This is a genomic window from Burkholderia sp. BCC0322 (genome assembly GCF_902833045.1).
Lineage (GTDB): Bacteria > Pseudomonadota > Gammaproteobacteria > Burkholderiales > Burkholderiaceae > Burkholderia.
In genome coordinates, this window is the sequence record NZ_CADFDU010000012.1 from 136,203 (window position 1) to 156,757 (window position 20,555).

A 20,555-nucleotide genomic window follows, 5' to 3' on the forward strand; every position below is an offset into this window, starting at 1 on the left:
CGACAATTCGACGCAATATAATCCAAGCCTCAAGCATTCAACTAAAAAGCTCAAAACGCCGATGACCGCCGCCGCCCTGCGCCGAACCTCCAAAACTGACACTCTCGGGCGATACTACACCACTGCTCACGCGAGCGAAGTTTTGGTCGGTCAATTGCGCCCCCGCAATCCGCGTCGCGTTCTCGATTTGGGGAGTGGAGCAGGCGCGCTGTCTCTGGCTGCACGGTCGGTCTGGGAGCACGCGGAAATCGTGACCGTGGACATTGATGTTGCGTCGAAGCGCGCGCTTGGTCACCTTGCTCGAACTCATACGGCAGGGCGTTTCAGGCATTTCAGTGTGGATGCGCTCCGTCCAGACCTTCCGGATGTTCTTGGTGGCTCGGCCGCCCTGGCGGACGTCGCAATTTGCAATCCACCTTTCATCAAGCCGAAATGGCGGAAAGGATTCGAGGAAGTTCTGAAGGGCGCGGGACTGGATGCGTGCTACACGTCGAAGTATGATGTGACGGCTGAGGTGCTTTTCTTGGCGCAGAATCTGCGGCTCGTGCGCGATGCCGGTCATATTGGCATTATTGTTCCGGACAGTATCGTCGCTGGAAAAAAACATACCGCCCTGCGCGAGCGCTTGCTTGCAAGTCACCGGATTGAATCAGTCATTCGGTTGCCAAGAACTGCTTTTGCGGGGACGGACGCCCAGGGGTATGTGCTTGCACTGACAAAGGACCGACCGTCCTCGGAGGGCATAGCGACGCGAGAGATGTTCGCCGATGGAACGCTGAGCGACCCTATATGGATAGACCCGCGAGACGCGGTTGTCCGGTTTGACGTTGGGTACCACTCCATTGCCAAGAGGTCCCGGAGCGTCAGGCTGAATGATTTGGTCATGTCAGTCCGGCGCGGGAATGTCGCTTCAAGCAAGAGGCTTGACCTTCCCGTTCCTGCGTTTCATACCACGGACTTTCCGGGCGAGGGTGACGGGGGCAATTTTTCATTTGCAAGCGGCTTCCGTGTGGGGAGGGGGAGCACGGTCGCTGGCGGTGTCGTGGCTCATGCGGGAGATATCCTCCTTGCGCGAGTCGGCCGAAATCTCGAAAAGAAGGTATGCCTGGTTACGGCCGGAACAGCGGTCGTGACTGACTGCGTCTACGTGATTCGCGCGATTCCAGGCGAGGAGCGCCGAGTGTTCGAGGCATTATCGTCGAGAAGGGGCCGGGACTGGCTGGCGCGCATATCCCACGGCGTCAGTGCGCGACAATTACCCAAGTGCGACCTTCTTCAGTTTCCCATCTGATTTGCTATGTCCACAATAACCATCGCCGACGAACCGTCCTTTCAGGACGCGCTCGAGCAGCGCGCAGACTACATTCCATTCGATGATATCCAAGGCGAGACGTCTCCGGAGGGGGAGAGCTTTCAAAACGCGGTGTTGGAGCTGACCAATAAGTCACTGCGCACCTTGGTCGGTCCGCGTGGCGCCGGCAAAACCCATTTGATGCGGTACACCTGGGCCACGTGCCGAGAAGATGTCAGCCAGCCGTTCGCGATTTACGTCTCATTTAATCGCTATTTTAGGCTCGAGCCCCTCAGAACGTCGCGTCCCAATCCGACAGAGCTGTTTCATTCGTGGGCGCTGGCGCTGATTTGCCTGGGTACTTATGAAGCGGCGTCGAACTGGAAATCCGTTGTCTCCGATATCGATGGCTTATTTGAGAAGTTCGGATTGGACAAAGCCACGCTTCAGTCAATGGTGTCCCGGCTTGAGCGTGGGCAGCCTTTGTCTACGGCGGAGGCGAACATCTCGGAGAAGTTGTCGGTCAACGATGTCAAGAGTCTGATAGATAATGTTCGAGTAAGCACGGGACGCAAGTATGCGGTATTGCTTCTTGATGACGCGGCGCTGACACTGACGCCTGACTATCTGGTCGATTTTTTAGACATCGTGCGGGCCCTCAAGTCCGCCAACATTGCTCCTAAGGCGTCTGTTTATCCAGGTACGACCGAATACAGTCCGAGATTCCATGCAGGTCAGGACGCGTTGCCGGTGCCGGTCTGGCATCCCGTTGATTCCGACAATTATGCGCAGATTATGGGCGCCATCGCAGAGAAGCGGGTGCTCAACCTGGGGAACATTTCGCCTGACATTGTTGAACTGTTCAAGTATGCGGCGTTTGGGATTCCACGGGCTTTTCTTTCAATGCTTTGGGATTACCAGCGGAGAAAGTTCAAGACCGCCCAGCAGGGCGTGAACGCCATCGTCCAGGAGTACCTCGACCTCAGACTGTCGGAGTATCGGTCGCTTGCGAAGAAGGTTCCCAAGTTCGCGACGGTGATTAGGACGGGCGAGCAACTTCTCACGCAGATGACCCTTGCTGTGAAGGATGCCAATGCGGCGGCGGCCGTCAAGGGCGAAAAGCAGGTCAGCGTGGGCGTGCTCAAGGACGATATCACGCCGCTTGTCAAGCGTATGTTCGATTTACTGGTTGAGGCGGGACTGGTTTATGAACAAGGCGAGATTAAGCATGGCTCTCCTGCGAGGATTTACGCTAGGTATGTTCCCCATACCGCAGCATTGCTCGGCATCCGCGCGTTTTCGCAAGGGCAGGGAGGAACCAGCCCCAAGCAGATAGTCGAAGCAATTCAACGGAGGTCAGTCAAGCATCCGATTCGGAAGCGGCTGCCGCTGCTAGCTCCTGATAAAGTTTCGCAGCTCAGGGTCGACTTGCCCGAGTGCGCAAAATGCGGCTCACCGCGCCTCGCTGAGGACCAGAAGTTCTGCCATCACTGCGGCAGCCAGCTTGTATCTCCGTCAACCTTTTCGGAATGCTGCAAGATTGCTATTACAGAGGTGCCCGGCCTTACCGAGTGGCAGAAGGAAAAGATTTCTGAATCTTTGCCAAAATTCAAGACTATCGGCGACTACCTCGCAAAGCAGGACCCGAGTGCCGAATTGCTGACCATCTATGGCATAGGCAAGAAGCGCTCGGCAAAAATCATTGACGTTCTGGACGGATTTGTCGACGAGTTTCTGTCATGACCGGTTCCTTCTCTCCAACTGGTGTCCTTGCGGATTACGGTGCAATCACAAAGACGAAGGCCCTATCGCAAGCGCTTGACACGACTTCGCTCTTTGACCAGGGCCATGCCGATGGGAATCTTTCGCCCATTGACCAGTTCATCAAGAACACCAATGCGGTAAATCTTGTCTGGCTGCCGTTGACAGATATTTCTCCGGAACTGGCTTCGATAGCCTTACTGGGCTATATGTCGGCCGTCGAAAGCTACATGCGCGCACTTTTGCGCAGCATTATCAATATCGATGACACGGCAAAGTTGGTTGTCGAAGCCCAGCAGATTTCCTTTGCGGCTGCGATGCACCACAACAAGGACATCTTGCCCGAAGCGCTGCTCGAAGAAATCTCATTTGCCGGGCCGGATAACATCAAGAAATCGTTGAACCGGTTTCTTGGGATGCAGCCGCCATTCGGCGATATGGAGATGTACTTCACCGAATTTGAGAAAATCAGCCAGCTTCGCCATTGCTGCACGCACCGCTTCGGAAAACTGGGCACAAAGAACGCTGTTGTCCTCGGCTTATCCAAGCATAACGGTTGTTTGGAAAAGCCGTTGAAACTGGGTCGTGCCGAACTCGAGCTTGCGGCGGACATACTTCGAGATTTCGTAAAAAGCCTCAATAACCTGATATTCCGCGCGATTTTGGAACGTACGGCGACCGGCGCCAAGACGACGGTCAAGGACTTGGATGCGGTCAAGGCTGGCTGGACATGGACGTACAGACGAGACCGGAAGCAGTTTGCCAAATATTATTCAGTATTTGCCAGCACAACGGACGCAGTGCCATCGCCTGACCTGAAACAGATTTACGACAGTTTTGCGGCGGCCTTTGCGCCGAAGCCAAAAGCTCCGAAGAAGCCCGCAAGAGGTTCATGATGAAATACTGACCGCGGGGTAACGGTGCTAACGGGGGGCCACCAACGGCCCTAGGGAGCGGCGTATTTCCTACCCCCTCTTGAACAGCATCACGTTCAACTGCGAGGGTTAGACTGGTTACGCATCCGGACGTTGCACGTGGTTGAATCACTTCTGCGTCAAAATCCCTGGCAATCGCCGTGAGCGCGGGTCGGATGGCCGCCCACTGATTCCGGGCGGCCGCGGCGTGCGGCTGCCAGCTCAGATGTCCGTCAGTTTGCTTGTGCGAGCGAGTCGATGTATGCCTTGAATTCTATCTCCTCGTTTGCTTCGTCCTGTGGGCTCAGACGCTCCTGATAACGTAGCCGGTCAACATCGTACAGCGCGGCCACTTTCTCCAATGTGGGCGGGAGCGTCAGCAAACCCTGCTTATATGCACCGTGCAGAACCGCGATGTTCCGAAAGAAGAACTTCGGTTGTTCCTCGACAGTCTTCAATAATTCACCCAGCGGCTTGTCGAGACTTCGGACTGGAGCATACTCCCCTTCACGATACTGAATATCCAGTGAAAGCGATTGAGCATTGGGTTCAAGGAAGAAGTTGTTGACCTCACACACCGCCTGCCGCTTTTCCTTATCAGGAATACGGGGGGCTTCTGCTGGAATCGAATTAGGGATGACTTCATATTTACCGGAGGTGTCGCATATAAAGGCAAAGTCATTGTGCGGTACCTGGACCTGTTCAAGCTGGTTCTTTTGCCTCAATGCAACGAACTTGATGAGCGTTTGCAGCCGCTCTTTATGGCGTGGACTTACTTTACTGCCCCACGCAATTATCAGCTTACCGACAGTCCCGTATTTCTTGACGAGGGCAAGAATTTCAGTCATTTTTAACTGACCCGAATCATGGATGAGGACAGTCGCTTTCTTGAAGAAATAGACCGTGACCAAGCATGACTGAATACCGACGGTAAAGAAACCTTTGGCAATCTTATTGTTCTCTTCGATGATGCCCGCGGCGTCTTGACCGACCTCAATGAGTTCCTTGAACGATAGCATTATTCCCCCGTTTGCCATGGCAGCAACAACTAGCATACCATGCACTTAAATGTGGCCGCCGTCGGCGACTGCGATGGTATCGATGATGCACGGAGCGGATAACAGGATAACGGCAGGCCGAGTTTCATTGCACGTGAGCCCGCCGAATCTCCCTGTCGTGCGGTCATGCGCGACGGAACAGAACTACGTTGGGCTGCACGGGTTCGCAAGATGGATGCACTTCGTCCGACTTCGTCGAGACTTCAATATCCGCCGCAATCGCCGCGAGCGTGAGGCCGCTGCCCGCGTGCAGGCGCCGGCGCCCGCGGTGCATGACGTTCAGCTTCGCGTGAGGCGCCGCGCTGCCGAACGCCGCGTCGAGCCGGTCGGCCAACTGCCGGATGCACAGGTGCGCATAGCGCAGCAGCATGCGGGTGTCGCGGTGCCCGGAAAACGCCTGCAAATCCACCAGCGAAAACTGTCCCGTCTCGGCGACGCGGCTGATGCCCTCATGCCGCAGGTCGTGGATGTGCAGTTCAATGAGGCCCGCGCGTTCCGTCATCCGGGCCTACGCGTGCTGCTGAAAGGGCCTGGTAACCACCGTGTCTCATAAAGCGCCGCCACGGTTTGCGGCGGCACTCTGCGGCGGGGACCTCAGCGCGGCGGGTTGGCGTTCGCCGTGACGTACGTCAGGTCCAGCCCCTCGTAGGTCAACCGATGCATGGCTTCAATCAGAACGCGGTCAGGAAATACACGGCGGTTGCCGGCTCCCTTTTTTCCATAGCGGCGGGTCATGCCAATTTGCGCCTGTCCCATCAGTGCGCGGCGAACATCTTCCAGGATGCCTTCACAGGTAAGTGCCTCCTCGAAATTGTTGCGGAAGGAGTGAAATGTGTATTGCGCGTCGTCAATGACGTGGGCGTCGATATATTCGTTGACCCATGTCGAGTACATCCGAGTCTTCTTTCCGTCAATTGCCTTTGGCCGGAGATTCGGAAACAGCGTTGCGTTTGCCCCTCGCTGCCTGCGCTGACATTCGACGAACTCGATGAAGCCTTTCTCCTCGAGGACGCGGTGAACCGGCACTTCTCGCAAGCTGCTATTGGCCGACTTGCTCTCGCCAATTTTTACCCAGTAGCTTCCGGCGCGTTGGAAGACGCTTGCCGTGGTGAGTGTCCCCGCCTCTTCGAGGCGCACGCCGGCAAAGAGGGCGAGAAGCGGCAGCCAGAAGGCTGCGTCCCGCCCACCTTTGCCTGGACGTTCGCCGTCGCGGTGGACCGGGCCGTCGAAAAATGTCTGGAGCTGCCTTGCTGAGAACGGCTGATAGGAGCGGATATCTTTCTCCGACACATGGACGGTTACCGCCGCGAACGGATTCTCAACGAGTGACGTAATTTCTTCATCGATTGCTGTCCCCACCACGGGTCGAATGAGCGAGAGGATGACCTTAATCCGGTTTCGCGAAACGGATTCCTGGAGAAAATTCACATAGGCGCGTACGTCGCCAGCCGTGACGTCGACGGGGCTTTTGTCGTTGCTGAATTTCCGGAAGCGGGCGATTTCGGCGCGAACGCTGGCGATGGTTCCTTCTTTCGGCTTACGTACCGACGCCCACTTTTCGATGAAGTTTTCCCAATCATCAGTATCGAGCGGTTCGACGGGGAGCGCGGGCGTCAGTGTGCGGCTGGCATTGAGGCGTCCCAGTTGCTCCCGGATGAGGTCCAGTTCTGCGCTGAGGAACCGCTTCAGGTACTCCGCAAGGTGAGCGGCATGTGTCCGCGACAGGTCGATGCCCTCATAGGCAAGCAGGGTGAGCGCTTCTTCACGTATGGCAGAGGTGTCGTCGCGGGCGATGTCGTCCGTAATGTCCTGTTCGAGCTCCGCTAGTCCTTTGCGGATGGCTCGCACGTCCTCGCGTGAATCGGTGGAGCGCAGCACGTCATCCCCATGGAGCATGACCGCGCGTCGACGAGCAATCAATCGTGGAATCATCGACGGCTTGAGGCTGAAGTGGGCGTTGATGGCGGGACGGTCGTCTGCGGAGAAGACTTCGTCATAGACCGCCGGCCAGCAGGATGGCTGGTCCTCGGCTGGCACGTCACGAGGCTCGGTTGCTGGTTCGGGCGAAGCCGAATTGCGCACGGTCCGACCGGCGCAGATGAGTTCGCGTTGCCGGGTAAATTCGTGCAGGAGGGCGTCCCGGTTTGCCGAGCCGGTCGTGCGCAGCATCCGGGCATCTTCGAACAGGCTGTCGGTGGCGGCAACGAGTGCATTGCGCCGGCGCTTGGCTTCTGCTTTTTCGCGCGTGCGGAGCGAGCCGCCAAGCTCGAATCGGCCGAAAAGTTTCTGCAGGTCTGCCGGGATGGCACGTCGGAACTGGGGAACCGCGGACTGGCGGCGGGTCGTCAGGCAGTGTTGCGAAGGCATGGTGTCCTCTCAGGGGCAAGGTTGTCCTTGTGCCATCGAAGCCAGACGCCGGGGCGTCCAATGTAGCAGTTCGATGTAGCACCCGGCAGCCTAGAGAGACGGGTTTATACCTTCGCCAAGTCCTTGATTTTCAAGGGCTCAAAGCAAAACTGCGCGCTCCTTTCGGAAGCGCGCAGCCTTGGTAATGCGTGGTGGCGAATCAGGGATTCGAACCCCGGACCTGCGGATTATGATTCCGTCGCTCTAACCGACTGAGCTAATTCGCCGAAGAATTGAATTATGTAGATCGACGGTCGGGCTGTCAACACCTTTTTTCATCTTACGTGAAAAAAGTTGCCGGCGGCCCATGCCGGCCTGGGCGCGGGGCGGGTTGCCGTTCACCGGAACCCGCCCGCTCCTCGCTCTCAATCCTGCGCGTAGATGTTCGAGTCCTTCGTCTCCTTGACGAACAGCAGGCCGATCACGAAAGTCGCCAGCGCGATCACGATCGGATACCAGAGGCCTGAATAGATGTCGCCCTTCGCCGCGACGATCGCGAACGCGGTTGCCGGCAGGAAGCCGCCGAACCAGCCGTTGCCGATGTGATAGGGCAGCGACATCGACGTGTAGCGGATCCGCGTCGGGAACATCTCGACCAGCATCGCGGCGATCGGGCCGTAGACCATCGTCACGTAGATCACGAGGATCGTCAGGATCACGATCGTCATCGGCCAGTTGAGCTGCGCCGGGTCCGCCTTCGCCGGATAGCCGGCCGCCTTCAGCGTCGACGCGAGCGTCTTGTCGAACGCCGCGCCCTGCGCCTTCGCGTCGGCTGCCTTGCCTTCATAGGCCGGGATCACCGTGTCGCCCACCTTGATCTCGGCCATCGCGCCGGCCGGTGCCGCGACGTTCTCGTAGTTCAGGCCGGCCTTCGCGAGCGCGCTCTTCGCGATGTCGCACGAGTTCGTGAACTTCGACGTGCCCACCGGGTTGAACTGGAACGAGCAAGCGGCCGGATCGGCGACGACCGAGATCGGCGCCTTCTGCGTCGCGAGTTCGAGCTGCGGGTTCGCGTAGTGCGTGAGCGCCTTGAACAGCGGGAAGTAGGTCAGCGCCGCGATCAGGCAGCCCGCGAGGATGATCGGCTTGCGGCCGATCTTGTCCGACAGCGAACCGAAGAACAGGAAGAATGGCGTGCCGATCAGGAGCGCGATCGCGATCAGGATGTTCGCGCTCGCACCGTCCACCTTCAGCGTCTGCGTCAGGAAGAACAGTGCGTAGAACTGGCCCGTGTACCACACGACGGCCTGGCCGGCAGTCAGGCCGACAAGCGCGAGGATCACGATCTTCAGGTTTTTCCACTGGCCGAACGCTTCGGTCAGCGGCGCCTTCGACGTCTTGCCTTCCGCCTTGATGCGCAGGAACACCGGCGATTCGTTCAGCTGCAGCCGGATCCACACCGACACCGCGAGCAGCAGGATCGACGCGACGAACGGCACGCGCCAGCCCCAGCTGCCGAACGATTCCTCGCCGATGAGCGTGCGCACGCCGAGGATCACGAGCAGCGACAGGAACAGGCCCAGCGTGGCGGTCGTCTGGATCCACGCGGTGTAGAAGCCGCGACGGTTGGCCGGCGCATGCTCGGCGACGTAGGTCGCCGCGCCGCCGTACTCGCCGCCGAGCGCGAGCCCCTGCAACAGCCGCATCGCGATGAAGATCACGGGCGCGGCGATGCCGATCGACGCGTAGCCGGGCAGGAAGCCCACCACGAACGTCGAGATACCCATGATCACGATCGTCACGAGGAACGTGTGCTTGCGGCCGACGAGGTCGCCGAGGCGGCCGAACACGATCGCGCCGAACGGCCGCACCGCGAAGCCGGCGGCGAAGCCGAGCAGCGTGAAGATGAAGGCGGCGGTCGGATTGACGCCGGAGAAGAAGCTCTTGCTGATGTAGGCCGCGAGCGAGCCGGCCAGGTAAAAGTCGTACCACTCGAACACGGTGCCGAGCGACGACGCGAAGATCACCTTCTTCTCTTCGCCCGTCATCGGCGCGTGCGAAATTTGCCCGCCTAACGTTGCCATGAGTCGTCTCCAAGTCCCTTGATATAGATATGCGGCCGCCTTGGGTGGGCGGGCCTGTCGAGGATTATTGGTACGGAAACTTACGGCCGACTGACTCGCGCGTGCAAAACGGCTGCGCGTCAATCTGCGTCGAATTGATTGTATTGCGTGCTCATCGTGCCTTGAAGTTCTTGTAACGTCATGTAAATCGCCGATTTTTGTGCAATCGCGGCGTGCCGGGGCGGCCCGCGTCAGGGTTAATCCGGGGCGGTTTCGGTCAGCGGCAGGCTGACGCGCACGAGCGTGCCGGCGAGGCGCGGTGCGTGCTGGTAGACGTGATCGTCGAGCGTCAGCGTGCCGCCGTGCTGAGTGGCGATCTCGCGCACGATCGCGAGCCCGAGGCCGCTGCCGTCGCCTTCGCGGCCGAGGATCCGGTAGAAGCGCTCGACGACGCGTTCGCGCTCGGCGGCCGGGATGCCCGGCCCCGTATCCTCGACTTCGAGATGCACGCGCCGCGCCGCGGGCTCGGCGCGCACGCGCACCGTGATGCGGCCGCCGTCGGGCGTGTAGCGGATCGCATTGTCGATCAGGTTGCCGAGCATCTCGCGCAGCATCACCGGATTGCCGTCGACGTCGAGCGGCGTGTCGTCCGGCGGGCCTTCGTAGCCGAGATCCATCCGTTTCGCGAGCGCGGCCTGTACCCAGTCGCGCACTGCGCGCCGCGCGAGCGTGGCGATCTCGACCGGCTCGAACGTCAGCCCGCTCGCGCGGTTCTCGGCGCGCGCAAGGGCGAGCAACTGGGTGACGAGCCGCGCGGCCTGCTCGGAGCTCGTCGCGATCTGCTCGAGCGAGCGCTGCACGTCGGGCGGGACGGGGTGGCGCAGCGCGAACTCGGCCTGCGTGCGCAGGCCTGCGAGCGGTGTCTTCATCTGGTGGGCGGCGTCGGCGATGAAGCGCTTTTGCAGCGCCATGTTCTGTTCGAGACGGGCGAGCAGGTCGTTGAACGACGTGACGAGCGGCTCGATCTCGGGCGGCGCGCGTTGCGCCTCGACGGGCGACAGGTCGTCGGGCCGCCGCGCGCGGATGTGCGCCTGCAGCGCGTTGAGCGGCGCGAGCCCGCGCGACAGACCGAACCAGACCAGCAGAATCGCGAGCGGCAGGATCACGAACTGCGGCAGGATCACGCCCTTGATGATGTCGTTCGCGAGCGCGTTGCGCTTGTCCAGCGTTTCGCCGACCTGCACGAGCACGGGCTGCGGGTTGCCCGATTGCGGTAGCGCGACCGTCGTATAGGCAACCCGCACGTCGTTGCCGCGCAGCAGGTCGTCGCGAAACATGACGACGCCTGGCGGCGGGCGGTCCTCGTCGCGCGGCAGCGGCATGTCGGCTTCGCCCGCGACCAGCTCGCCGCGTGTGCCGAGCACCTGGAAGTAAACGCTGTCGACGTTGTCCGCGCGCAGGAAGTCACGCGTCTGCTCCGGCAGCGTCAGCTCGGCGACGCCGTTCACCGGATGGATTTGCCGCGCGAGCACGTACGCGTTGGTCTCGAGCGCGCGATCGAACGGGCCGTTCGCGATCGTCTTCGCGACGAGATAGGTGACGGCGATGCTCATCGGCCACAGCAGCAGCAGCGGCGCGAGCATCCAGTCGAGGATCTCGCCGAACAGCGAGCGCGGGCGCGGTGCCTCGGGCGTATCGGTTTCGTCGGGCGGCGCGAACGGGTTCTCGTAGCGCGCGTCGCGCGCCTCGTCGGCGGCCGACGACGGCGCGCCGGTCGGGTGGCGGGTAGGGGCCGGCGTGGCCATCGCGGCGACGGCCGGTTTCAGCGCAGCGGCGTGCCGGCCGCCGCAGGCTGGGGCGCTGCCGTGTCGGCCGGCGCGGCGGGCGCGACTTTCTCGAGGCAATAGCCGAGACCGCGCACGGTCGAGATCCGCACGCCGCTGGGTTCGATCTTCTTGCGCAGCCGGTGCACGTAGACTTCGATCGCGTTGTTGCTGACTTCCTCGCCCCATTCGCAGAGATGGTCGACGAGCTGCTCCTTCGACACGAGCCGCCCGATCCGCTGCAGGAGCACCTCGAGCAGGCCGAGCTCGCGCGCGGAGAGGTCGAGCACGTGATCGTTCGCATACGCGATGCGGCCGACCTGGTCGAATGCGAGCGAGCCGTGGCGCACGACGGTCGGGCCGCCGCCCGCACCGCGCCGGGTCAGCGCGCGCACGCGCGCCTCGAGTTCGTTGAGCGCGAACGGCTTGGCCATGTAGTCGTCGGCGCCGAGGTCGAGCCCCTTCACGCGCTCGTCGACGCTGTCGGCGGCCGTCAGGATCAGCACGGGAAGGTTGGAATTGCGGGCGCGCAGGCGCTTGAGCACGTCGAGCCCGGGCATTTTCGGGAGCCCGAGGTCGAGGATCAGCAGGTCGAACGTCTGCATCGACAGCGCGGTATCGGCATCGACGCCGCTCTTCACGTGATCGACCGCATAGCCCGATTGGCGGAGTGACCGGGTGAGGCCGTCCGCGAGTATGCTGTCATCTTCCGCGATGAGAATTCGCATGGTGCTGACCGATGGCCGGCAGGGCGTTCGCGCCGGCCGACTGTCTCCGAAGTTATTCGTGTACAACGCAGCCTGCATTGCGGGCTTGCACAAAACACTGTTTTTTTATACAGTGTCTGCATTCGTGGGCAGCGCTTGAAAGCGGGCGCGCCTCTGACAGACGCTGCTCATCATAGCAAAGGACGATTCATGGAAGATAGCAAGAAGGGCTCCGGGATGACCGCCGAGAAGAGCAAGGCGCTGGCCGCCGCACTCGCGCAGATCGAGAAGCAGTTCGGCAAAGGGTCGATCATGCGGATGGGCGACGGCGAGGCGGCGGAGGACATCCAGGTCGTCTCCACGGGGTCGCTGGGGCTCGACATCGCGCTCGGCGTCGGCGGCCTGCCGCGCGGCCGGGTGGTCGAGATCTACGGCCCGGAATCGTCCGGTAAAACCACGCTCACGCTGCAGGTGATCGCCGAGCTGCAGAAGCTGGGCGGCACGGCCGCGTTCATCGATGCCGAGCACGCGCTCGACGTCCAGTACGCGTCGAAGCTCGGCGTGAACGTGCCGGAGCTGCTGATCTCGCAGCCGGACACCGGCGAGCAGGCGCTGGAAATCACCGATGCGCTGGTGCGCTCGGGCTCGATCGACATGATCGTCATCGACTCGGTCGCGGCGCTCGTGCCGAAGGCCGAAATCGAAGGCGAGATGGGCGATTCGCTGCCGGGCCTGCAGGCCCGCCTGATGTCGCAGGCGCTGCGCAAGCTGACCGGCACGATCAAGCGCACGAATTGCCTGGTGATCTTCATCAACCAGATCCGTATGAAGATCGGCGTGATGTTCGGCAACCCGGAAACCACGACGGGCGGTAACGCGCTGAAGTTCTACGCATCGGTGCGTCTCGACATCCGCCGGATCGGCTCGATCAAGAAGAACGACGAGGTGATCGGCAACGAAACCCGCGTGAAGGTCGTCAAGAACAAGGTGTCGCCGCCGTTCCGCGAAGCGATCTTCGACATCCTGTACGGCGAGGGCATCTCGCGTCAGGGCGAGATCATCGATCTCGGCGTGCAGGCGAAGATCGTCGACAAGGCAGGCGCCTGGTACAGCTACAACGGCGAGAAGATCGGCCAGGGCAAGGACAACGCGCGTGAATTCCTGCGCGAGAATCCGGAAATCGCACGCGAGATCGAGAACCGTATTCGCGAATCGCTCGGCGTCGTTGCCATGCCCGATGGCGTAGTCAACGAAGCCGAGGCGGTGGACGAAGAAGAGTGATGGTCGGGCGCCGGGGGCAGGCTGGCGAGCCGGAGGAGAGCGACGCGCCCGAAACGGCGGGTCGCTCCGGCCGGCGAGCCGGATCCTCGGGCGCCGATCGGCGGGTCGCTGGCAGCAATGCCGCGAACCGCAGCGCGACGAGGGCATCCGACGATGCCCTCGTTTCGTTTGAGATTGCCGCACCGGACGATCCGTTCGACGACGATGAATCGTTCGACGCGCACGACCGCTCCCGTCGTCGTGTTTCCGGTGTCAGCTTCCCGGGCGATCGCGCCGCCGATGCGGCGGCGCCGGCCAGCGAAGATGTCTATACGCGCAGCAGCCAACATCCGCGCCGCACACGTCGCGCGTCGGGTGCTTCTTCCAGTATCTCGTCGGGTGACGCGCCGGGCGCCGCCGAGCGCAAGTCGTCGAAGCCTCAGCGATCGTTGAAGGGCCGCGCGCTCGGCTATCTGTCCCGCCGCGAATACAGTCGCGCGGAACTCGCGCGCAAGCTCGCGCCCTACGTCGGCGAAGACGAATCCGTCGACCCCGTGCTCGACGCGCTGGAAAAGGAAGGCTGGCTGTCCGATGCGCGCTTTGCCGAGAGTCTCGTGCATCGTCGCGCGTCGCGTGTCGGCGTCGCGCGCATCGTCAGCGAACTGAAGCGTCATGCGGTCGGCGCTACGCTCGTCGAGGAGGTGAACGCCCAGCTTCGCGAGACCGAATGGGCGCGCGCGCAGGCAGTTTGGCGCAAGAAATTCGGTGCACTGCCGCAAACGCCGGCCGAGCGTGCGAAGCAGGCACGTTTTCTCGCCGCGCGCGGCTTCTCGAGTGCGACCATCGTGAAGTTGCTGAAGGTCGGCGACGATTTCCCGATCGACGACTGACCGCACCGATCGCGCGCGTGGCGCGCGATTTTGCTGCAACGCAACCACTTCCGGACAGGCGGGAATACCCGCCGTCGCGTCAAACTGTCTCAAATACCCAATATGCTAAAATCCTTGGGTTTTCCTCTTCGGCCTCAACCTCCAGCATGCCGCTATCCGAGCCCGTGCCCCGTCAGTTGCGACATCAACGCGCAATCCGAGCGGAAGCTTACGAGCGCGGCGACGGCTTGTGGGACATCGAAGCCTGCCTGACCGACCACAAGCCGCGCGATGTCGCGCTTGCGTCGGGCATCCGGCCCCAGGGCCTGCCGATCCACGAACTCTGGCTGCGCGTGACTATCGATCGTGACCTCAATGTCGTCGACGCTGAAGCGTCTTCGGAATGGGTTCCCTATCCCGGTCACTGTCAATCCGCCTCTCCCGCCTATCGGGCCCTTATCGGGCTCAATCTCTTCCGCAATTTCCGCCGCAACGCGAACCGGCTGCTCGCCGGCGTCGCAGGCTGCTCCCATCTCACCGAACTGTGCGCCGTGCTGCCGACGGCGGCGATCCAGGCGTTTGCCGGGGATGTGTGGAACGTGCGCGAGGAGGGGGGCGAAGGGCCGGATCATGGCGACGCGCACGACGAAGCGCCTTTCCAGCTCGGCCGCTGCCGGGCGTTGCGGTTCGACGGCGAGGTCGTGCGGCAGTACTACCCGCGCTGGTATGGCGCGCGGCCGGACGTGCCCGGTGAAGGCAGCACGAAGGAATGAACGGAAATCATTCGAAGAAGCGTCTAAAGCGACTTTTCATCCAACTCTCAGACTGAAGGGAATCACGCATGAAGATTCACGAGTACCAGGGTAAGGAAATCCTGCGGAAATTCGGAGTCGCGGTACCGCGCGGCAAGCCGGCGTTCTCGGTTGACGAGGCCGTCAAGGTGGCAGAAGAGCTCGGCGGCCCGGTATGGGTCGTGAAGGCTCAGATTCACGCGGGTGGCCGTGGCAAGGGCGGCGGCGTGAAGGTGGCGAAGTCGATCGAGCAGGTTCGCGAATACGCGAACCAGATCCTCGGCATGCAGCTCGTCACGCACCAGACCGGTCCGGAAGGCCAGAAGGTCAACCGCCTGATGATCGAAGAAGGCGCCGACATCAAGCAGGAGCTGTATGTCAGCCTCGTCGTCGATCGCGTGTCGCAAAAGATCGTTCTGATGGGTTCGAGCGAAGGCGGCATGGACATTGAAGAAGTTGCCGAAAAGCACCCGGAACTGATCCACAAGGTCATCGTCGAGCCGTCGACGGGCCTGCTCGACGCACAAGCCGACGACCTCGCCGCGAAGATCGGCGTACCGGCTGCGTCGATTCCGCAAGCACGCGCGATCCTGCAAGGCCTGTACAAGGCATTCTGGGAAACCGACGCATCGCTGGCTGAAATCAACCCGCTGAACGTCTCCGGCGACGGCAAGGTCATCGCACTCGACGCGAAGTTCAACTTCGACTCGAACGCGCTGTTCCGCCACCCGGAAATCGTCGCGTACCGCGATCTGGACGAAGAAGATCCGGCTGAAATCGAAGCGTCGAAGTTCGACCTCGCATACATCTCGCTCGACGGCAACATCGGCTGTCTGGTGAACGGCGCAGGCCTGGCGATGGCGACGATGGACACCATCAAGCTGTTCGGCGGCGAGCCGGCGAACTTCCTGGACGTCGGCGGTGGCGCGACGACGGAGAAGGTCACGGAAGCGTTCAAGCTGATGCTGAAGAACCCGGATCTGAAGGCGATCCTCGTGAACATCTTCGGCGGCATCATGCGCTGCGACGTGATCGCGGAAGGCGTGATCGCCGGTTCGAAGGCCGTGAACCTGAACGTGCCGCTCGTCGTGCGCATGAAGGGCACGAACGAGGACCTCGGCAAGAAGATGCTGGCCGATTCGGGCCTGCCGATCATCTCGGCGGACAGCATGGAAGAGGCTGCGCAGAAGGTCGTCGCGGCTGCCGCAGGCAAGTAAGCGCGCTCAATGAATAGGTATGGCGGCGCGGTTCGCTCGCGACGCCAATCGAACAGAGGTCAAAATACATGTCGATTCTGATCAACAAGGACACGAAGGTCATCACGCAGGGCATTACCGGCAAAACCGGTCAGTTCCATACGCGCGCCTGCCGTGAATACGCAAACGGCCGCGAAGCATTCGTCGCGGGCGTGAACCCGAAGAAGGCCGGCGAAGACTTCGAAGGCATTCCGATCTACGCAAGCGTCAAGGAAGCGAAGGCAGAAACCGGCGCGACCGTGTCGGTCATCTACGTTCCGCCGGCAGGCGCAGCGGCCGCGATCTGGGAAGCGGTCGAAGCCGACCTGGATCTCGCGATCTGCATCACGGAAGGCATTCCCGTGCGCGACATGATCGAAGTGAAGGACCGCATGCGCCGCGAAGGCCGCAAGACGCTGCTGCTCGGGCCGAACTGCCCGGGCACGATCACGCCGGACGAACTGAAGATCGGCATCATGCCGGGCCACATCCACCGCAAGGGCCGCATCGGCGTCGTGTCGCGTTCGGGCACGCTGACGTATGAAGCGGTTGCTCAGCTGACGGCACTGGGCCTCGGCCAGTCGTCGGCAGTCGGTATCGGCGGCGACCCGATCAACGGTCTGAAGCACATCGACGTGATGAAGATGTTCAACGACGATCCGGATACGGACGCGGTCGTGATGATCGGCGAAATCGGTGGTCCGGACGAAGCCAACGCGGCAGAGTGGATCAAGGACAACATGAAGAAGCCGGTCGTCGGCTTCATCGCCGGCGTCACGGCGCCTCCGGGCAAGCGCATGGGCCACGCCGGCGCGCTGATCTCGGGCGGTGCGGATACGGCCGAAGCGAAGCTGGAAATCATGGAAGCGTGCGGCATCACCGTCACGCGCAACCCGTCGGAAATGGGCCGTCTGCTGAAGAAGGCGCTGTAATATTTCCACCTGGGTTCGTCCTGCAGAAAACGCCGGCCTTGCCGGCGTTTTTTGTTATGCTCGCGCAATGAATTCGTAAGCACCGGGCATGCATCGCGCATGTGCCGGCGATGAACCGGGTCGCCTGCGGGCGGCCGCCGTCCTGCCCGTCACGCCATGCTCGAATTCCTGACGTCGCTGCACTGGGGTGCCGTGCTCCAGATTGTCATCATCGATATCCTGCTCGGCGGCGACAACGCGGTCGTGATCGCGCTCGCATGCCGCAACCTGCCCGCGAACCAGAGGCTGCGCGGAGTCGTCTGGGGCACCGCGGGGGCGATTCTGCTGCGCGTCGCGCTGATCACGTTCGCGGTTGCACTGCTCGACGTGCCGTTCCTGAAGCTCGGTGGCGGGTTGCTGCTGTTGTGGATCGGCATCAAGCTGATGGCGCCGGCCGCCGACGCGCACGACGACATCAAGCCGGCCAGCCGGCTGTGGGACGCCGTGAAGACGATCGTGATCGCCGACGCGGTGATGAGCCTCGACAACGTGATCGCAATCGCGGGCGCGGCCGAACAGGCCGACCCGTCGCACCGGATCGCGCTCGTGATCTTCGGGCTCGTCGTCAGCGTGCCGATCATCGTGTGGGGCAGCACGCTGGTGCTGAAGCTGCTCGACCGTTTCCCGATCGTCGTGGCGCTCGGCGCCGGGCTGCTCGGCTGGATCGCGGGCGGGCTGATCGTGAATGACCCGGTCGGCGACCGCTGGCCGGTGCTCGATACGCCGGAGGTCCTCTACGGCGCGAGCATTGCGGGCGCGCTGTTCGTCGTGGCGATCGGTTACACGCTCAGGAAGCGCCGCGACGCGCCGCACGCGCACTGACATTGGCCGTCCGGCCGACTGCCGGATTCATGGCCCGCTGGCTACGATCGAGACGCCTGCCTTTATCGGCAGGCGTTTTTCGTTTCCGGAGCCTGCCATGTTCGAAGCCTTTTCCGTTTCCCTGTTCCGTCGCGTGGCCGCCGATCTGCGGCGCGCGAACCGGCCGTCGCCGCGCTGGCGGCCGGCCGGCTTCACGCTGATAGAACTGATGATCGTGCTGGCGATTGTCGGCGTGATCGCGGCCTATGCGATTCCCGCGTACCAGGATTACCTTGCGCGCTCGCGCGTCGGCGAGGGGCTCGCGCTTGCGTCGTCCGCGCGGCTTGCCGTTGCCGACAATGCCGCAAGCGGCGCGAGCCTCGACGGCGGCTACAGCCCGCCGGCCGCGACCCGCAACGTCGAATCCGTCGCGATCGACGGCGAGACTGGCCAGATCACGGTCGCCTTCACCACGCGCGTCACCGCGGCCGGCGCCAATACGCTGGTGCTCGTGCCGTCCGCGCCGGACAAGGCCGATGCGCCCACCGCACGCGTGCCGCTCAAAAAGGGCGCGATGCAGGCCGGTGCGATCGCGTGGGAGTGCTTCGCCGCCGGCAAGAATGCGTCGTCGTTGCCGGCACCGGGGGCCGGGCCGCTGCCCGGCGACGCCGCGACGTTGCCGGCGAAATATGCGCCAGCGGAGTGCCGCGCGTAGTGATGGCGGCGGGGCAGGGCGGTGCGGGCAGCATCCCGGCCGCCGCTTCAGCCGGCCGGGGTGGTCACGCGGTGTCGGGGCGCGGCGCGAAGGCCCCGCACAGAGGGGGGAAAGTTTTGTATAGTGCGCCGGTTGCTGACATCCGGTTCGCTCATGCCTTCTACTTTTTCCCGTTCGTTGCCGCTCGTTGCGCTGGCTGTCGCCCTGATCGTGCCGTACGCAATCACGAATCATACGTATCCGATTCCGACTTTCTATTCCGAGTTTTCCGCGCTGGTGCTGTACCTGCTGGTAGGGGTGTCCGTCGTGCTGCTCGCGCGCACGGGTCGCCCGGCCGAGACGTTTGCGGCGCCGGCCGCGTTCGCCGCGCCGCTCGGGTTCGCCGTGGTGCTCGTCGCGCAGGTCGCGCTGATCCCGCTCAAGGTGCCGTCGATGAACTGGCTGGCGGTCGGCTATCTTGCCGCCGCGCTGGTCGCGATGCAGGCCGGCTATGCGCTCGCACGCGACGGGCTGGCCGAGGCCGTGTCGAGGATGATGGCCGGAGCGCTGCTCATCGGCGGCGTGTTCGCGGTCGGAACGCAGATCGTGCAGTTGTTCCACCTCGAGTCGGCGGTGTCACCGTTCGTCGTGATGTACAACGTCGCGGTCGATCGCCGTCCGTACGGCAACATGGCGCAGGCGAACCATCTGGCCAGCTACATCGCGTTCGCGCTGGCGGGCGCGCTGTATCTCGTGCAGGTGCGCCGGCTCGCGGTATGGGCATGGCTCGCGCTGTCGATCGTGCTGTCGGTCGGCCTTGCGCTGACGGTGTCGCGCGGGCCGTGGCTGCAGGTCGCGGTGATGGTCGTCGCGGGCTTCTGGATGGCATGGCTCGAATCGCGCCGCGCGCCGGGCAATGCGCGCGCGTGGGTCATCCCGATCGTGCTCGCGGTGGCGTTCATCGCGGTGAACGTCGCGGTGCGCTGGGCGAACGTCCACTTCCATCTGGGTCTTGCGGAATCCGCGGCCGACCGGATGCGTGACGCGGGGCAGATCGCGCCGCGCCTCGCGCTGTGGAAGTACGGGCTCGCGATGTTCCGCGAGCATCCGCTGCTCGGCGTCGGCTGGGGCGAGTTCCCGTCGCACCAGTTCGCGCTCGTACGCTCGCTGGGCGGCGTCGAGATCGCGAACAACTCGCACGACATCTTCATCGACCTGCTCGCGAAGTCCGGCCTCGTCGGCCTCGGTGTGCTCGTCGTTGCGCTCGTGACGTGGTTCGTGCGTGCGGTGCGTGCGCCGCAGTCGAGCATGCGCGTGTTCGGCTTCGCGCTGATCGGCATCCTGCTGATGCACGCGCTGGTCGAGTATCCGCAGCAGTACATGTTCTTCCTGTTGCCCGCGATGTTCGTGATCGGGCTCCTCGAGGTGAAGCCGCTGCGCATCCTGCCGGGGCGTGCGGCGTTCGGGTTGTTCGCGGTGCTGTCGGTCGGCGGCGTACTGGCGGCGGTGCCGGTGCTGCGCGACTACCAGCGCGCGGAAGTGCTGTATTACGGCAGCGATCCGGCCGCGCAGTACCGCGATGCGCCGTCGCTGCTGTTCGGCGCGTGGGGCGAATACGGTGCGGCCACGCTGCTCACGATTTCGGCGGATAACCTGCCGGCCAAGCTCGCCGCGCATGAGCGCGCGATCGCGCTGCTGCCCGGCGAGACGGTGCTGCGCCGCTATGCGGTGCTGCAGGCGCTGGCCGGCCGCGAGGCCGACGCGCTCGACACCGTCGCGCGCCTGCATGTGTTTGCGAAGGAGTTGAAGGACTGGCCGCAGCAACTGGCTGCGCTGTACAAGCTGTGCGACCAGCAGCCGGCGCTGAAGCCGTTCAAGGCGGCGGTCGTCGCGAAATATGGCGAAGTTCCGGCCGATGCGGCCGACGAAGACGACGACGATTCGGATTGATGCGCGCAGCGCGTGCCGGAA

The 20,555-nt window shown here is 62.7% G+C and carries 17 protein-coding genes and 1 tRNA gene; 11 read left to right on the top strand and 7 right to left on the bottom strand.

Features of this window, described 5'->3' with window-relative positions; genetic code table 11:
• Nucleotides 1-61: 61 nt before the first annotated feature.
• Genes HWX39_RS27670 through HWX39_RS27680 form a run of 3 tightly spaced genes read left to right on the top strand, consistent with a single transcriptional unit; the run spans nt 62 to nt 3,948 of the window.
• Nucleotides 62-1,291 (top strand): N-6 DNA methylase, encoded by a 1,230-nt coding sequence (locus HWX39_RS27670; protein WP_175970911.1) that lies wholly within the window; start codon nt 62-64, stop codon nt 1,289-1,291.
• A 6-nt stretch (nt 1,292-1,297) separates the two neighbouring features.
• A complete protein-coding gene (locus tag HWX39_RS27675) occupies nt 1,298-3,034 on the top strand; it encodes a zinc ribbon domain-containing protein (protein ID WP_175970912.1) in 1,737 nt (578 codons plus the stop codon).
• Complete coding sequence (locus HWX39_RS27680; RefSeq protein ID WP_175970913.1) at nt 3,031-3,948, top strand: hypothetical protein; 918 nt, start codon at nt 3,031-3,033, stop codon at nt 3,946-3,948. Before HWX39_RS27675 ends, HWX39_RS27680 begins: the two co-directional genes overlap by 4 nt.
• 251 nt (nt 3,949-4,199) lie before the next feature.
• On the opposite strand, the gene HWX39_RS27685 is transcribed toward HWX39_RS27680, so the two are convergent.
• The 7 genes from HWX39_RS27685 to HWX39_RS27715 form a co-directional block, all read right to left on the bottom strand.
• A complete protein-coding gene (locus HWX39_RS27685; RefSeq protein ID WP_175970914.1) occupies nt 4,200-4,985 on the bottom strand; it encodes a hypothetical protein in 786 nt (261 codons plus the stop codon).
• A 163-nt stretch (nt 4,986-5,148) separates the two neighbouring features.
• Nucleotides 5,149-5,526, bottom strand: a complete 378-nt coding sequence (locus HWX39_RS27690) for a hypothetical protein (protein ID WP_175970915.1) — start codon at nt 5,524-5,526, stop codon at nt 5,149-5,151.
• A 92-nt stretch (nt 5,527-5,618) separates the two neighbouring features.
• A complete protein-coding gene (locus HWX39_RS27695; RefSeq protein ID WP_175970916.1) occupies nt 5,619-7,391 on the bottom strand; it encodes a DUF6538 domain-containing protein in 1,773 nt (590 codons plus the stop codon).
• A gap of 189 nt (nt 7,392-7,580) precedes the next feature.
• Nucleotides 7,581-7,657: transfer RNA gene (locus tag HWX39_RS27700), tRNA-Met, on the bottom strand.
• A 138-nt stretch (nt 7,658-7,795) separates the two neighbouring features.
• Nucleotides 7,796-9,454, bottom strand: a complete 1,659-nt coding sequence (locus HWX39_RS27705; protein WP_175970917.1) for an MFS transporter — start codon at nt 9,452-9,454, stop codon at nt 7,796-7,798.
• Nucleotides 9,455-9,690: 236 nt separating this feature from the next.
• Nucleotides 9,691-11,238, bottom strand: a complete 1,548-nt coding sequence (locus tag HWX39_RS27710) for a sensor histidine kinase (protein WP_175956444.1) — start codon at nt 11,236-11,238, stop codon at nt 9,691-9,693.
• A 17-nt stretch (nt 11,239-11,255) separates the two neighbouring features.
• The gene (locus tag HWX39_RS27715; RefSeq protein ID WP_175970918.1) at nt 11,256-11,984 is read right to left on the bottom strand and encodes a response regulator transcription factor; all 729 of its coding nucleotides are present in this window, start codon (nt 11,982-11,984) and stop codon (nt 11,256-11,258) included.
• 189 nt (nt 11,985-12,173) lie between these two features.
• On the opposite strand from HWX39_RS27715, the gene recA reads away from it, so the two are divergent.
• The 8 genes from recA to HWX39_RS27755 all read left to right on the top strand — a co-directional run bounded on the left by recA (nt 12,174) and on the right by HWX39_RS27755 (nt 20,534).
• A complete protein-coding gene (gene recA, locus HWX39_RS27720) occupies nt 12,174-13,244 on the top strand; it encodes a recombinase RecA (RefSeq protein WP_175970919.1) in 1,071 nt (356 codons plus the stop codon).
• Nucleotides 13,244-14,113: a recombination regulator RecX gene (recX, locus tag HWX39_RS27725; protein WP_175970920.1), complete on the top strand. Its 870-nt coding sequence runs from the start codon at nt 13,244-13,246 to the stop codon at nt 14,111-14,113. Before recA ends, recX begins: the two co-directional genes overlap by 1 nt.
• A 146-nt stretch (nt 14,114-14,259) precedes the next feature.
• Nucleotides 14,260-14,865, top strand: a complete 606-nt coding sequence (locus HWX39_RS27730; RefSeq protein ID WP_175970921.1) for a DUF2889 domain-containing protein — start codon at nt 14,260-14,262, stop codon at nt 14,863-14,865.
• 68 nt (nt 14,866-14,933) lie between these two features.
• Nucleotides 14,934-16,100, top strand: a complete 1,167-nt coding sequence (sucC, locus tag HWX39_RS27735) for an ADP-forming succinate--CoA ligase subunit beta (protein WP_175760170.1) — start codon at nt 14,934-14,936, stop codon at nt 16,098-16,100.
• Nucleotides 16,101-16,168: 68 nt separating this feature from the next.
• Nucleotides 16,169-17,050: a succinate--CoA ligase subunit alpha gene (sucD, locus tag HWX39_RS27740; RefSeq protein WP_006477916.1), complete on the top strand. Its 882-nt coding sequence runs from the start codon at nt 16,169-16,171 to the stop codon at nt 17,048-17,050.
• A 156-nt stretch (nt 17,051-17,206) separates the two neighbouring features.
• A complete protein-coding gene (locus HWX39_RS27745) occupies nt 17,207-17,911 on the top strand; it encodes a TerC family protein (RefSeq protein ID WP_175970922.1) in 705 nt (234 codons plus the stop codon).
• 97 nt (nt 17,912-18,008) lie between these two features.
• The gene (locus HWX39_RS27750) at nt 18,009-18,605 is read left to right on the top strand and encodes a pilin (protein WP_175956453.1); all 597 of its coding nucleotides are present in this window, start codon (nt 18,009-18,011) and stop codon (nt 18,603-18,605) included.
• Nucleotides 18,606-18,758: 153 nt separating this feature from the next.
• Entirely contained in the window at nt 18,759-20,534 is a 1,776-nt protein-coding gene (locus tag HWX39_RS27755) for a Wzy polymerase domain-containing protein (RefSeq protein WP_175970923.1), read from the top strand.
• The last annotated feature ends 21 nt before the right edge of the window (nt 20,535-20,555 follow it).